Source organism: Streptomyces sp. NBC_01515 (assembly GCF_045040345.1).
GTDB lineage: Bacteria > Actinomycetota > Actinomycetes > Streptomycetales > Streptomycetaceae > Streptomyces.
Map to the genome: position 1 here is coordinate 2,910,148 of NZ_CP109416.1, position 13,589 is coordinate 2,923,736.

The window sequence follows — 13,589 nt, forward strand, 5'->3', positions numbered from 1 at the left end:
GGGACGATGCGCCCACATCGCACCACTTCGGGGAACGAGGAGGCCGGTCATGGCGGATCCGGCGATGAGTGTGAGCCCCTACTGGGAGTTGACCTTCGATGCCGACGGGGACGTCGACCAGGGAGAACGCGACCGGCTGCTGAGCGAGGTGCGGCAGCGCGGGATCGGCGACCTGATCGTGTTCTCGCACGGGTGGAACAACCAACGCGCCGGCGCGACCCGGCTCTACAGCCGCTTCTTCGCCCCGATTCCACGCCTCGCGCCGAAGGCCGCGATCGGGTACGTGGGCGTGATCTGGCCATCCATGGAGTTCCCGGACCAGCCGATTCCGGATTTCCCGCAATCACCGGCGGCCGTGGCCGAGTTGACGCGGCCCGCCCTGGACGCCGACACCCGGCACGCGCTACTCGACGCCTTCCCGGGCAAGGCGCCGGTGATCGACCAGATCGCCCGGATGCTGGACCAGCAGCCGCCGCGGGACGCCGAGTTGGAGGAGTTCGGGCGGCTGGTGCGGACGCTGGTGGAGATGGTGCCGCCGGGGCCGCAGGCGCTGTTCGGCGCGGACACGCTGGCGGAGGGGGTGCCGCAGTGCGAGCCGCGGATGCTCGCCGCCGGGTGCACGGGCGAGGTGTGCGAGCAGTTCGCGCAGGCGCTGGCCCACCTCGCGGCGCCCCAATCCCCGGGCCCGGTAACGGAGTTCGCGCTGCCGAACCCGTGGAAGGGGGCGCGGGAGCTGCTGCGGCAGGCGGCGTACTACGCGATGAAGAGACGCGCGGGCACGGTCGGTGAGCGCGGTCTCGGCCCGGCGGTCGGGCGGCTCGCGGCGGTGGCGCCGGAGGTGCGGGTGCATCTCGTGGGGCACAGTTTCGGCGGGCGCCTGGTGTCGTTCGCGCTACGGGGTCTGCCCGAGGGAGTGCACTCGGTGAAGTCGGTGACGCTGCTCCAAGGGGCCTTCTCCCACTACGCGTTCGCCGCCCGGCTGCCGGACGACCCCCGTACCGGCGGTGTCCTTCAGGGCCAGCAGAACCGTGTCGACGGACCCCTCGTGTGCTGCTACTCGCGCTGCGACTCGGCGCTCGGCACGATCTACCCGCTGGCCTCGCGGATGGCGGACGACGACTGCTCGTTCGCCGCCGTCGACATCGTCCGGGTGCTGGGCGACAAGTGGGGCGCGATGGGCCACGACGGGGTGCGGGCGGTGCCGGGCACTCGCTCGCTGACCCTGGCCGAGGCCCTCAACTCGCCGCTGCCGGCGTCCGGTTGTGTGAACGTCGACACCTGCGCGGTGGTGTGTCACGGCGAGCCGCCGACGGGGGCGCACAGCGACATCGTGCACCCGGAACTCGCCCGGGTGGTGCTGGCGGCGGGCCGGATCGACCGGCCCGCCGCCGCTACGGCGTCACCGGTGTGACGTGTACTCCACCACTTGCTGGAAGGTGGGCCGGTTCTGCCAACTGATGTTGTAGTGCTTGATGCCGCCGAGCGTCCGCTGGACGATCGAGTCGGCACACCACTGGTCGCCCGCCGAGCACAGGGTGTCCCCGGGGTAGACCGTGGCCGCGGTCGCGCCGGCCGCCGTCTTCAGTGTGCTGATCAGGATGTCCCGGCAGGCACTGAGGCTGCCGCCGCCGCAGTACTGCTGGGCCAGCGGGCCGGACACCGTCTGCCCGAGCACCGACCGGAGGTCCTTGTCCACATAGCTCCACCAGCCGTACTGGAAGGAGCTTCCGGCATGCGACCCGGTCGGGCCGTGCGCGGCAGACGGGGTCTCGTCGATGTACAGGTTGTTGGTGAGCGCGGTGTACAGGGTGTCACCGAGGCCGGGTTGGAACTCGGCCTTCACCAGTGCGGGCCACCAGGAGTCCAGGATCCGGATGGCGTCGGCGTTGGCGTAGGTCTTGGAGCCTGCCGAGGTCTCGGTGCGTTTGCCGCCGGCGGTGAGCCAGGTCTGCAGCTTGGTGACGGCCGCGGCGGCGGTGGTGTCGGTGACCGTACTGCTGTTGATCACCTTCAGCATGTCGGGCAGGACGTCCTCGGCGCGCAGGTCGGTGAGCGAGGCGTCGGACATCGCCTTCACCAGCGAGGATCTGGTGATCCCGCCGGCCGCGACGAGTTTCTTCACCCGGTCGTCGAGGAGATTGCCTCGGTGGACGGACCCGTCACCCCAACTGGCCGTCGAGTAGTTGAGCGCCTGTTTGTTGTTCCAGGAGATGTAGTAGTCCTGGTCGATGGAGTTGGGGTGTGCGGAGGCCGGGGTGTAGTCGGAGGTGTTGGTGGTGGGGTCCCAGTTCTGCCACTCGTAGGCGGCCTGGCCCCAGACCGGGAACTCGGGGTCGACACCGCCGGCCCGCACCGGGTTGTTGCCGCTGTTGTAGTACGCGGTGTGCGAGGAGTCGGCGTAGAACCAGTTGAACGTGAAGTTGATGTGCTGCGCGGCGCTCTGGAAGGTCTGCGGACTCTTCACGTAGTCCGGGTCGTTGAGCATCTGGAAGCCGATGATCGAGTCGGCTTCATGCATGTAGGAGGAGCGCAGGGTGGTGTAGGCGACCTTCTTCCCGCCGACGGTCGCCCGGTACTCGACGGGTCCGTACTCGGTCTTCCAGACCCTCATGGTGTACGACCCGGCGGCGGTGGAGTCGGCCGTGGTGGGCGCCCAGGAGTTCTTCTGCTCGACCTCCTCCATCGGCGTGCAGGTGCCGTGGAAGAGGTAGTGGTAGTCGTCCTGGCAGAGTTCGACGGCGTAGGTGTCGATGATGTCCTGGCCGGAGGTCGTGGCGGACCACGAGTAGTCCTGGCCGCGGCCGAGTTCGACGTACATGCTCAGTCCCGCGAAGGAGGCGCCGCGGGCGCTGATGCCCGGGCCCTGGATCTCCTGGAGCATGAGCAACTGGGGTGCGAAGTAGCCTGTCTGGGGTCCGAAGACGGCGATCGGGTGCCCGCTCGCGGTGTATTTGCCGCTCACCACAAGGGCGTTGGACATCCCGCGCTTGGCGGAGCTGAGGGCGGTCGCGGTCGCCGCTGCGGAGGCGGCGGAGGCGCTCTGGTTGGCGCCGGTGCCCGTGGCGTCGTAGACGAGTGGCTCGGTCGAGACCGAACCGGCGTCCGGGAGTGCCTCGCCCTGGGCGGTGGTGGGCTTGGTGCCGTACGGGAAGCTCTCGCCGTTGTGGACGGTGAGCACGGCCTCGGGGTCGTTGCGTTCGCGGAAGGACTCCCAGACCTTGGTGCCCTGTTCCACGCCGTACTTCTCCTGGGCGGCGAGCAGGGAGAGGGCGTTGTTGACCTCGCCGCCGCCGCCGGAGCCGAAGAGCGTGCCGATGACGGAGGCCAGCGCGACCAGGTCGGTGATCTTGAAGTGGTCGATCGTGCCGGCGTTGGTGATCGAGTCCTTGTGTCCGGTGAGCACGTACTCGCCGGGGAAGTAACGGCCGCTGTCCGAGGCGTCGATGTAGGCGTTGATGCCCGCCAGATACGCGTTGGCGTCGGTGAGCGCCTGCTGGCCGCGGGTGCCGTTGTTGGCGACGGCGTTGTCGATCTGGGCCTGCAACTCGGCCTCGGTGTACGGGGCGTTGCGGTAGAACTCCTGCTCAAGTCCCTGGTTGGAGGCCGCGCCGCCGGCGAAGGTGGTCAGCTGGCCGCGTCCGACGTGCCGGAAGACGTCCATCAGCCACAGCCGGTCCTCGGCCGCCGCGTAGCCGGCGCCGTACTCGGTGCCGTAGCGCGTGGTGCCTGTGATGTGCGGCACACCGGTCGCCTTGTCACGGACGATCGTCACGTCGGTGCGGCCGCTCGGGTTCTCGGTCGAGGCGACGTTGGCGGCGGGGACCCCGAACGACGCGTCGTTGAAGAAGGTGTTGATCTTCGCGTCGGTCAGCGTGGAGGCGCCCGTGGCCAGGTTGGCATAGGGCCCGAGCTGGTCTTCGGCATGGCTGGGCTGGGTGCCGAAGACCTGGTTGAGAAGGATCTGGGCGAGGGTGGCGTTGCCGTTCTCGCCGGCCGGGAGGATGTCCGAGCACTGGCCGCCGCAGTAGTCGTTCGAGGCGGTCGCCGCCACGGCCGTCCCCTGGGCGAGGGGAGACAAAAGGGCGGCAATGAGGGCGCATACGGATGCGGCCTTCAGGAACCCGGGGAATCCCCCGGGAGTTCTCAGTCTGTCGAGCAAGTTACGCGGGGTGCGCCGTGGCATCGCAGCTCCTACCGACGGGGGTGGTGCGGGACGTTACCGCCGGTATCCCCGAGATTGAAGATGAACATGCGTCAAGTTTTGGATCCGGGCAAGTGGCTTATGGAGGCCATCGGAAATCGGATGGAGCCAAATCGCTTGTCGATACGTCTATTCGGCGACGTCCGTTCGACGACGCCGAGGTGACCGAAGTACAGGTGCAGGTGTGACGGAGGTGCAGGGCGATGGCCGGTTTCCGGAGTCTGGCGAGACAGGTGCGAGACCCTCGGTGCGATCTGGCGCTACGGCGCTACTCGCTGCGCAAGTGCCTTGAGCGGTTCGCCCCTTATGGGCACAGGGCGACCTGGGACCACTTGTGCTCCCGGGCCGGGTTCGGACCCGAGGACCGCTCCCCCGACCCGGCGCGGCTCGTGGCCGCACTGGACGAGCTGGAGGAAGCGCGCAAGGTCTGGCTCGCCTACGAGGTCGGGTTCGCCGAACGCCGCAAGAAGGAGAAGCACGACGGGCTCCGCCGCCCGGGCACCGTGGACGACTGGCACCGGCTGACCTGGGGCGGCTTCGGTGTCGCCTGGTGCGACGACCCACGACTCCACCCCCATGAACCACTGGCCGAGGTGCTGCGACGGCTGATCGCCGCCCTGGAGCGCGAACCGGGTTCCGTGTGCCCGGTGTGCGCCGGGGAGCGCCTCCTGTGGAAGTACGACCTGGCCCACGAACCCTCCTCGGGCCCGGTCTGCACGGACTGCGGCATCGTCGTACCGCGTCCGGTGCTCACGCCCGAGGCCCTGGCGTACGCCAGGCGGGGACGGCTGCTGATGTCGGCCTGAACCGGGCGAACCGAAGAAGGGCGCCTGGGGTGCGCCGGGGATGCCGCACCCCCTTCTGACCCAGCCGGTTTGCGCTTGCCGGTGCAACGGCCAAGGCTGCCGACGGCGTTCCGTCGACAGCCCCGAAGCGGTGCGCAACAGGTGCGCAACAGGTGTGCCGCAGGCGTCAGTTGGCCTTCCAGACGTCGGCGAAGCTGCCGCCGGAGATAGAGCCGGGCTGGGCCCGTACGGTCGAGCTGCTGCTCTTGGTCATGACGATCTCGTTGGGCGAGTAGGTGTCCAGGTTGCTGCCGTTGGCCTTGGCGCCGGTGAAGTTCACGGTGCCGAAGTTGGCGAGGCTCGCGACCGAGCCGCCGACCTCGGGGGCCTCGGCGATGACCTCGGCAGAGGCGTTCTTGAAGCCGGACGAGCCGGCGTGCGTGGTGGTCTTCGTCCAGCCCTCGGTGGAGTCGGCGAGGGTCATGGTGAAGGTGGAGCCGGTGTAGGTCACGGTCGCGGTGAACTTGTCGCCGCCCTTGACGGTGACACCGGAGTACGCGCTCTCGGAGGCGGGCAGCACCTCCCACCAGGCGCCGTAGGTGGCCTTGCCGCCGATGCAGTCGGCTTCCGTACCGGTCTGCTCCAGCGCGGAGTTGCTGTACCCGTCGAGGCCGACCCAGAAGGAGGAGTACGTGGTGGCCGAGGAGCAGCTGACGCTCGGCTGGGTCCAGGACGAGGTGACCGAGGTGTACGCGCCGGTCGAGCCGATGGCGGCGTAGCCGGACCAGTTGGTGGACGAGACGGTGGCGTTGACCTTGCCGGGCTTCGCGAGCCCGTGCAGTGTGTGACTCTCGTGGCTCGCTATGGCCTGGGTGAGCTGGGCCGGGGTGTGCGCGGCGGCGCCCGGGGCGGCGGCGAGGGCGGGGGTGGCGAGGGCGGCGGTGAGGGCGGCGGCGGTGACGAGAACGAACCCGGCGGAAGATCTCGCGGACATGACTCTCCGTCATTCGAGGGGTGGGGGGGGCTGCCGTGACGGCAGTGCACAGCAGCTTCCGCGAGGCTTCATGGGCATGGCAAGACAAACAAGTTCCTTCAGTCTTGCGGGAATTGGCGGCGCAACACCCGGGAAATCTGACAGGTTCGTTCAAAATTGATCCATCGCCGGACAAGACTGACCAAACTTCAGGCCAACGCCCTTCCGCCCCGCGACACCCCTGACTTGAGCTGGAGTACGTGACTTCCAGACCGGGATACGTGCCGCCGCTCGCACCGGAGTACGGGCCGCCTTCCAGCCCGGAGCACGCGCACTCCAGACCGGAGCAAGTACCGCCTCCCGAACCGGAGCACGCACCCTCCGGCACCGAGAGCGCACTGTCCGGAGCGGAGAACGCGGGGTCCGGGCCGGAGAACATGGCGCCCAGACCGGACGGCGCGCCGCTTTCCAGAACGGCGTACGCGCCGCATCCCAGACCGGGGCTCACGCCTTCTGGCACCGAGAGCGCACCGTCCCGGCCGGAGAACACGGCGCCCAGACCGAAGAGCGCGCCGCCTTCCAGAACGGCGTACGCGCCGCATCCCAGACCGGGGCTCACGCCTTCTGGCACCGAGAGCGCACCGTCCGGAGCGGAGAACGCGGGGTCCGGGCCGGAGAACATGGCGTCCAAGCCGGAGAACGTGGCGTCCAGACCGGATGAACCGGCGTCCGGCACCGGGGCGATGCCGTTCCATGAGGCGTTGCGGGCGGCCATCGCGGCGAGCGGGCTGAGCCTGGACCGGATCCAGGATCGGCTGCTGCGTCGCGGCACCCCTGTGGCGTCGGCCACGCTCAGCTCCTGGCAGTCGGGGCGCTACCAGCCGGAACGGCAACGGTCGTTGGCGGCACTCGCCGTACTGGAGGACGTCCTACGGCTGCCGCCCGGAGCGCTGACCGGTCTGCTGGGCCCGCCCCGGCCCCGCGGCCGCTGGCTGCCGCCGGACGGCGACCATCCCGATCTCGCCCGGGCCTGGTCGGACCACCACGACCTCACCGCCGCCCTCGCCGCGCTCGACACCCGCTGGGACGACAGCCTGACCCGGCTCAGTTGCCACAACCGGGTGGACGTGGACGCCGACCGCCGCGTCCGGTCGATGACCAGCCGGCGCCTGCTGCGCGCCGAGGCGGACGGCGCGGACCGCTGGATCGCCCTGTACCGCCTGGACGCGCCCGGCCCGTTGCCGTACTTCCACGTGGCGGTACCGGCGCGGCTCGGCACGGTTCTCGAACTCCCCGAAGAGGGCCTGGTGGCGGCGGAGTTGCTCTTCGACAGGCGCCTGGCGCGCGGCGAGACCGTGATCGTCGACTACACGGTCGAGCACCGGGGCCCGCGCCCGTACTCCCAGCGTGCCGAGACCACGATCCACGTCCCGATGCGCGAACACCTCCTGGAGGTCCGTTTCGCGAAGGAGTGCCTGCCCCGCACGTGTTACTCCTTCCGCACGAACGGCCTCGATCCCCGTCCCCGCGCCGGGCGCCCCCGCGAACAACGGCTCCGGGTGGACGCGTCGGGGTCGGTGCACGCGGTGGCGTTGGGGGCGGGGCCCTGCCGGGTCGGGATCCGGTGGGTGTGGGGATGAGGGAGTGGCTGGGACGAGGGGTGGTTGTCAGTGGCGGGTGGCACCATCGAGGCATGGTGCAGGTCTGTCTCAACGGGGCCCGTGGGTCCGCCGACGGCTGGATGGTGCCGGTCACGCCCGGGGCGTTGGCCGACGCCGCGGTGGAGGCGGTCGCGGCGGGGGCCACCGACGTCCACCTACATCCCAAGTCCCCTTGCGGACAGGACACGTTGTCACCGCGCGTCCTCGCGGTGACGCTGGAGGCGATACGGGCGCGGGTGACCGTGCCGGTCGGCGTGACCACGGGCGCCTGGGCCGAACCGGACCCCGCGGCACGGGTGGAGCGGGTGCGCGGCTGGACGATCCTGCCCGACCACGCCTCGGTCAACTGGCACGAGCCGGGTGCCGAGGAGGTCGCGGCGGCGTTGCTGGACCGGGGCGTCGGGGTGGAGGCGGGCATCTGGTCGGGCACGGAGGGCGCCGCCCGGTTCGCCGTGTCACCGCTCCGCGCCAGGGTGCTGCGGGTCCTGGCGGAGGTGACGGACCCGGACGCGGACACGGCGGAGGCGTCCGCGCGGGCGCTGCTCTCCGACCTCGGCGACACTCACGGCCGCCCTGTACTCCTGCATGGCGAGGACGGCGGCGCCTGGCCGGTGCTCCGGCTCGCGGGGCGGCTGGGGCTCGCGACGCGCATCGGCCTGGAGGACACGTTGCTCCTGCCGGACGGTGAACGGGCCTTGTCCAACGCTCAGTTGGTGGCCGAGGGGCTGGTCCAGTACGGGTGCGCCCAGCGCTCGTCATAGGGCAGGGCGAGGAGTTGGGCGCGTATCGCGAGGTCGTACTCGCCCTGAGCGTGGAGGCGGGCGGCACCGGGGCCGGCCAACCAGGTGCGCAGTTCCGCCACGCCGGAGTCGTACCACCAGCAGAACGGGGAGGAGTCGGACAACAGGTCGTAGAGCCAGGTGTCGGCGCAGTGCGCGAGGTGCGCCTCCGCGACCGGGCCCGATATCCACCCGTCCAGGAACGGCATCGCGGTCCCGGCGATCGTGGCGCAGGTCTCGAAGGTGTCGCCGATGCCGTACGGCGGCTCGGGCAGGGTGAGGGTGTCCTGCCACCAGGCGTGCAGGAAAGCCTCGATGGCGGCGGACTGCTCGGCCGGCCAGGAACGCCAGTCCACCCGGCTCAGGCCATGAGCGCCGTAGCCGATCGTGCTCAGGGTGCCCTCGGCCATCGCCCGTGCGGCCTGCGGCAGCAGGCGTCGCATCACGGCGGGATGGTCGTCGAAGTGGTCGGGCACCTCGAAGAGGTAGTACCGCACCACATCCAGGGGCACGCGCGTGTACGGCGTGCGCAGAAACGCGGTCTCCTCCGGCGCGTGGCAGTATCCGCAGCCGGTCTCGTGCGGGCTGGCGAATCCGTTGAAGACCGTGTCGATGTCCGCGAGTGCGGCGTCAAGTGCGGCTGAGGTCATGGGAGTTGATCCCGTCGGTACTCCGTGCACGGCGTCGCCGCCGGCCGAAGAGACCGACGCTAGCAGCCACAAAACCACTCGCTCCACCCCTTTCGGAACAGGACAGTTGGGGGCGATGAAACCCAACTGAGGAACCCGAGGAGTCCCGATGTCGACGCTGCGCGTCACCGCCGAAGTGCTGACCGTCCATGAACACCCGAACGCCGACGCCCTCGAACTGGCCCAGGTCGGCCTGTACCGAGCCGTTGTCGCCAAGGGCGAGTACCGCACCGGTGAGACCGCCGTCTACATCCCCGAGCAGTCCGTGCTTCCGGCGGGCCTGATCGAGGAGTTGGGGCTCACCGGGCGCCTCGCGGGGAGCAACGCGGACCGGGTCAGGGCGGTGCGGCTGCGCGGGGAGCTGTCGCAGGGCATCGTGTGCCGGCCGAAGGCCCTCGCCGACGTCGATCTGGCTCAGGCCGCCCTGGACGGTACCGACTTCGCGGAGCGGCTCGGCATCGTCAAGTGGGTGCCGCCGATCCCGCCCACGATGGACGGCGACGTCGAGCACGCGCCGGATCTGCTGCCCTGGGTCGACATCGAGAACATCCAGCGGTTTCCCGGGATATTCGAACCGGGCGAGGCTGTGGTCCTGACCGAGAAACTGCACGGCTCCGCCTGCCTGTTGACCTACTTCACCGAGAGCGAGGGCGGGGACGAGGTCGGGGACGAAGGCAGTCACGTGCAGGTCTCCTCCAAAGGCTTCGGCGCCAAGTCCCTTGCCCTGAAAGAGGATCCGCGCAATCTGTACTGGCGAGCCGTCCGCGGCCACGGCGTCCCCGAGGCCGCCGCCCGACTCGCCGAACGGCTCGGCGCGCGCCGGGTCGGGATCTTCGGCGAGGTGTACGGCGCGGGCGTGCAGGACCTGACGTACGGCGCCGACGGACGGCGCGAGACGCTCGGGTACGCCGTGTTCGACGTGTCCGCCGAGATCGACGGGGCGGTGCGCTGGCTGGACCCGGCCGAACTGCTGGACGGCGAGCTGCCGTTGGTGCCCCGGCTGTACGAGGGGCCGTACGACATCGAGCGGGTGCTGGAGGTCGCGAGCGGGCGGGAGACCGTGTCCGGGCGCGGGCTGCATCTGCGCGAGGGGGTCGTGATCCGTCCGGCGGTGGAGCGGTACAGCGCGGTGACCGGTGGACGGGCGATCGCGAAAGCCGTCAGCCCGGCGTATCTGACGCGGAAGGGCGGCACCGAGTACGAGTGACGCCCCACCGCGTCGCCCTCAGTCGCGCGCCTCGGGGCCGGTGTCCGTCCGCCTGCCCCGGGGCGCGCGTTGCCCCGGTTCCGTCATCAGCCGTGAACCCGCGCCCCGTTCGCCCACCACGTCGTCCGGGTTGGACAGGACGCAGGCCGACAGGGACAGGCAGCCGCAGCCGATGCAGTCGGTGAGGTGGTCGCGGAGGCGGTTGAGCTGCTTGATGCGGTCGTCGAGTTCGGAGCGCCAGGCCTCGGAGAGGCGGGCCCAGTCCTCGCGGGTCGGGGTGCGCTCCTCGGGGAGTTCGGCGAGCGCCTCGCGGATGGTGGCCAGCGGGATCCCGACACGCTGGGCGGCCCGCACGAAGGCGACCCGGCGCAGGGTGTCACGGGTGTACCGGCGCTGGTTGCCCGTGGTGCGGCTGCTGCTGATCAGGCCCTTGGCCTCGTAGAAGTGCAGGGCGGAGACGGCGGCTCCGCTGCGTGCGGAGAGTTGGCCGACGGTCAGCTCGTGGATCTTCTCGGGGATCTGAGGCACCTGCCAGAGCCTACCCATCGCGTCACACCCGCGGTCCGTTGACAGCGGCCCCGCATCCGACCATGCTAAGCAGTTGCTTAGCTATACGACGACGATGCTGGATGACGTGAGAGGCCGGGACAGGACATGGCAGAGCCGAGGATCTTCACCTCCGTCGACGACCTGCGGGCGGCGGTCGGTGAGCAGTTGGGGCACACCGACTGGCTGGAGATCGACCAGAAGCGGATCGATCTGTTCGCGGACGCGACGGGCGACCACCAGTGGATCCACATCGACCCGGAGAAGGCGGCGGCCGGACCCTTCAAGACGACCATCGCGCACGGCTACCTCACCCTGTCGCTGCTCCCGCTCTTCGGACCGCAGCTGATCAGGGTCGAGGGCGTGAAGATGGGCGTCAACTACGGGACGAACAAGGTCCGTTTCCCCGCCCCGGTCCCGGTCGACTCCCGGCTGCGCGCCACCGCGAGGATCACCGGCGTCGACGACGTGCCGGGCGGCGTCCAGGTGACCGTCGCGTTCACCGTGGAGCGCGAGGGCGGCGACAAGCCGGTGTGCGTGGCCGAGTCGGTGTCCCGCTACTACCTCTGACCAACACCCTTGACAGGGCGGCTACTTGGACCCCACCATCCGCAGCACGAGGTCGGCGTAGAGCGCGCCGACCTCGTCGGGCGTCCGAGGGCCGTCGAGGCTGAACCAGCGGGCCACGTCGATGCACAGCGACAGGATCGCGAGGGTCGTGCCCTTCACGTCCGGCACGTCGAAGGAGCCGTCCGCCACCCCGTCCTCGACGATCCCGCGCACCTCGGCGTCGACCTGCCGGCGCAGCGCGAGGATCTCGGCGCGGGCGTCCGGGCCGAGCGAGTCGAGTTCGTACTGCACGACCCGCGCGGTGGTACGGCCGCCCGCGTGCCAGCGCACGAAGGAGCTGACGGCGTCGGCGAGCCGCTCGGCGGCACTGCCCTCGCGCCCCGCCGCCGTACGCAGGATGTCGAGGGCCTTCTCGTGGCCGATCCTGCTGATGCGGTGGAGCAGTTCTTCCTTGGTCTTGTAGTGGATGTAGAGCGCGGCCGGGCTCATCCCGGCGCGGCCCGCGATGTCCCGGGTGGTCGTCGCGTGGTAGCCGCGCTCGGCGAAGGCCTCCACGGCGGCGATCAGCAGTCGCCGGGCCGCGTCGGGCGTGACCTCTGCCCAGGCCTGCGGGTCGCCCGCGCCGGTCTCCTCCGCCGTACTCATCGCTCGTGAACCCCTCTCGGTGACAAGGGCTCCACCATACCGCCGAACCTGAGCGAGCGCTTAGTCTGCCCGCTCAGAGCTTTTCGAACGGGTTGTAGGTGGTGCGCGCCGCGTCCTGCCGGTCCCGGATCACCTTGGCGAGGGTGAAGGAGGAGGTGACCAGGTACAGGACGGCGATCGCGAGGAAGGCCCGTACCCAGGCGTCGGCGTGCAGCTTGAAGATGCCGATGGCGGTCGCCGCGATGGCGACGGAGAAGGAGGCGACTGCCTGGCCGTAGAAGGCGGCCGTGTTCTGCGGTTTGCCCGATGCTTCGCTCATGGGTCGAGCGTCGGCGACCACGACCCGTACGACATCCGCGCAGATACTCAACTCACGTACTCAGAACGCCGAAACGCCCGTCAGCGCACGCCCGATGAGCAGTTTCTGGATCTGGCTGGTGCCCTCGTAGAGGGTCATCACGCGGGCGTCGCGCAGCAGCTTGCCCGCCGGGTACTCGTCGATGTAGCCGTAGCCGCCGAAGACCTGGAGCGCGTTGTTGGCGGCGCGGACGGCGGCCTCCGAGGCGAAGAGCTTGGCCTTGGAGGACTCGGTGGCGAAGGGCAGGCCCCGGTCGATCAGGTCGGCGACCCGCCAGGTCAGCAGGCGGGCCGCGTCCACGTCGACGGCGATGTCGCTGATCAGTTCCTGGACGAGCTGGTGCTGCGCGATGGACTTGCCGAACTGCTCGCGCTCACCGGCGTAGCGGACCGCCACGTCCAGCGCGGCCTGCGCGATGCCGACACAGCCCGCCGCGACCGACATCCGGCCCTTGGCCAATGCCGACATGGCGACCGAGAAGCCCTTGCCCTCGGGGGCGATCATCGTGGAGGCGGGGACGCGGACGTCTTCGAGGACGAGTTCGGCGGTGGCCTGGCCGCGCAGGCCGAGCTTGCCGTGGATGGTGCGTCGGGTCAGGCCGGGGGTGTCGGTCGGCACGAGGAAGGCGGAGACGCCCTTGTGTCCCGGGGCGTCGGTCGAACGCGCGAAGAGGAGTACTACGTCGGCCCAACTGCCGTTCGTGATGAACATCTTGGTGCCGTTGATGACGTAGTCGTCGCCGTCGCGGACCGCGCGGGTGGTGAGGTTGCCGGCGTCGGAACCGGTGCCGGGTTCGGTGAGCCCGAAGCAGCCGACGTACTCGCCGGAGGTGAGACCCGGCAGCCAGCGCCGCTTCTGCTCCTCGCTCCCCCAGGCCGCGATCGACTTGGCCACGAGGCCCAGCGACACGGAGACGATCCCGCGCACGGAGGAGTCCCCGCGGCCGAGTTCCTCGGTGACCAGGCAGTACGCGAGATGGTCGCCGCCGGAGCCGCCGTACTCCTCGTCGATCGTCAGTCCCAGGAAGCCGACGCCGCCGAGCTTCTTGACGATCGAGCGGTCGACCTCCTCCGCGCGGTCCCAGGCGATCACGTGCGGGGCGATCTCGCGGTCCACGAAGTCCTTGGCGAGCCGCCGTACGGCCTCCTGCTCCTCGCTGAGCTCCAGGTTCATTG

Annotated in this window: 13 protein-coding genes; 6 read left to right on the top strand and 7 right to left on the bottom strand. The window is 70.1% G+C overall.

Annotated features, from left to right (window positions below):
• Nucleotides 1-49 precede the first annotated feature (49 nt).
• The gene (locus OG407_RS12840; RefSeq protein ID WP_405857787.1) at nucleotides 50-1,411 is read left to right on the top strand and encodes a serine-threonine protein kinase; all 1,362 of its coding nucleotides are present in this window, start codon (nucleotides 50-52) and stop codon (nucleotides 1,409-1,411) included.
• Here the strand turns inward: OG407_RS12840 and OG407_RS12845 are convergent.
• Nucleotides 1,400-4,183 (bottom strand): penicillin acylase family protein, encoded by a 2,784-nt coding sequence (locus tag OG407_RS12845; protein ID WP_405857789.1) that lies wholly within the window; start codon nucleotides 4,181-4,183, stop codon nucleotides 1,400-1,402. The genes OG407_RS12840 and OG407_RS12845 overlap by 12 nt on opposite strands.
• 221 nt (nucleotides 4,184-4,404) lie before the next feature.
• Between OG407_RS12845 and OG407_RS12850 the strand changes: the two genes are divergently transcribed.
• On the top strand, nucleotides 4,405-5,007 hold the full coding sequence (locus tag OG407_RS12850) for a hypothetical protein (RefSeq protein WP_033283661.1): 603 nt from the start codon (nucleotides 4,405-4,407) through the stop codon (nucleotides 5,005-5,007).
• A 166-nt stretch (nucleotides 5,008-5,173) separates the two neighbouring features.
• Here the strand turns inward: OG407_RS12850 and OG407_RS12855 are convergent, their stop codons facing one another.
• Complete coding sequence (locus OG407_RS12855) at nucleotides 5,174-5,980, bottom strand: G1 family glutamic endopeptidase (RefSeq protein ID WP_405857790.1); 807 nt, start codon at nucleotides 5,978-5,980, stop codon at nucleotides 5,174-5,176.
• Nucleotides 5,981-6,639: 659 nt separating this feature from the next.
• Between OG407_RS12855 and OG407_RS12860 the strand changes: the two genes are divergently transcribed.
• Together OG407_RS12860 and OG407_RS12865 are read left to right on the top strand one after the other, a co-directional pair.
• Nucleotides 6,640-7,599 carry a hypothetical protein gene (locus OG407_RS12860; protein WP_405857792.1) on the top strand — a complete coding sequence of 320 codons (960 nt, stop codon included), beginning with the start codon at nucleotides 6,640-6,642 and terminating at the stop codon, nucleotides 7,597-7,599.
• A 53-nt stretch (nucleotides 7,600-7,652) separates the two neighbouring features.
• A complete protein-coding gene (locus OG407_RS12865) occupies nucleotides 7,653-8,381 on the top strand; it encodes a 3-keto-5-aminohexanoate cleavage protein (RefSeq protein ID WP_405857794.1) in 729 nt (242 codons plus the stop codon).
• Here OG407_RS12865 and OG407_RS12870 read toward each other — a convergent pair.
• Nucleotides 8,327-9,049 carry a hypothetical protein gene (locus OG407_RS12870; protein ID WP_405857796.1) on the bottom strand — a complete coding sequence of 241 codons (723 nt, stop codon included), beginning with the start codon at nucleotides 9,047-9,049 and terminating at the stop codon, nucleotides 8,327-8,329. The genes OG407_RS12865 and OG407_RS12870 overlap by 55 nt on opposite strands.
• A gap of 148 nt (nucleotides 9,050-9,197) precedes the next feature.
• On the opposite strand from OG407_RS12870, the gene OG407_RS12875 reads away from it, so the two are divergent.
• Nucleotides 9,198-10,295, top strand: coding sequence for an RNA ligase (ATP) (locus tag OG407_RS12875; protein ID WP_405857798.1), 1,098 nt, complete (start codon nucleotides 9,198-9,200; stop codon nucleotides 10,293-10,295).
• Nucleotides 10,296-10,313: 18 nt separating this feature from the next.
• On the opposite strand, the gene soxR is transcribed toward OG407_RS12875, so the two are convergent.
• Complete coding sequence (gene soxR / locus OG407_RS12880; protein WP_403590321.1) at nucleotides 10,314-10,823, bottom strand: redox-sensitive transcriptional activator SoxR; 510 nt, start codon at nucleotides 10,821-10,823, stop codon at nucleotides 10,314-10,316.
• 126 nt (nucleotides 10,824-10,949) lie between these two features.
• Between soxR and OG407_RS12885 the strand changes: the two genes are divergently transcribed.
• On the top strand, nucleotides 10,950-11,411 hold the full coding sequence (locus OG407_RS12885; protein ID WP_405857800.1) for a MaoC family dehydratase: 462 nt from the start codon (nucleotides 10,950-10,952) through the stop codon (nucleotides 11,409-11,411).
• Nucleotides 11,412-11,432: 21 nt separating this feature from the next.
• On the opposite strand, the gene OG407_RS12890 is transcribed toward OG407_RS12885, so the two are convergent.
• The 3 genes from OG407_RS12890 to OG407_RS12900 form a co-directional block, all read right to left on the bottom strand.
• Nucleotides 11,433-12,056 carry a TetR/AcrR family transcriptional regulator gene (locus OG407_RS12890; protein WP_405857802.1) on the bottom strand — a complete coding sequence of 208 codons (624 nt, stop codon included), beginning with the start codon at nucleotides 12,054-12,056 and terminating at the stop codon, nucleotides 11,433-11,435.
• Between the two features lie 73 nt (nucleotides 12,057-12,129).
• Nucleotides 12,130-12,375 carry a YiaA/YiaB family inner membrane protein gene (locus tag OG407_RS12895; protein ID WP_019059193.1) on the bottom strand — a complete coding sequence of 82 codons (246 nt, stop codon included), beginning with the start codon at nucleotides 12,373-12,375 and terminating at the stop codon, nucleotides 12,130-12,132.
• Nucleotides 12,376-12,435: 60 nt separating this feature from the next.
• Complete coding sequence (locus OG407_RS12900; RefSeq protein ID WP_405857804.1) at nucleotides 12,436-13,587, bottom strand: acyl-CoA dehydrogenase family protein; 1,152 nt, start codon at nucleotides 13,585-13,587, stop codon at nucleotides 12,436-12,438.
• Nucleotides 13,588-13,589 lie beyond the last annotated feature (2 nt).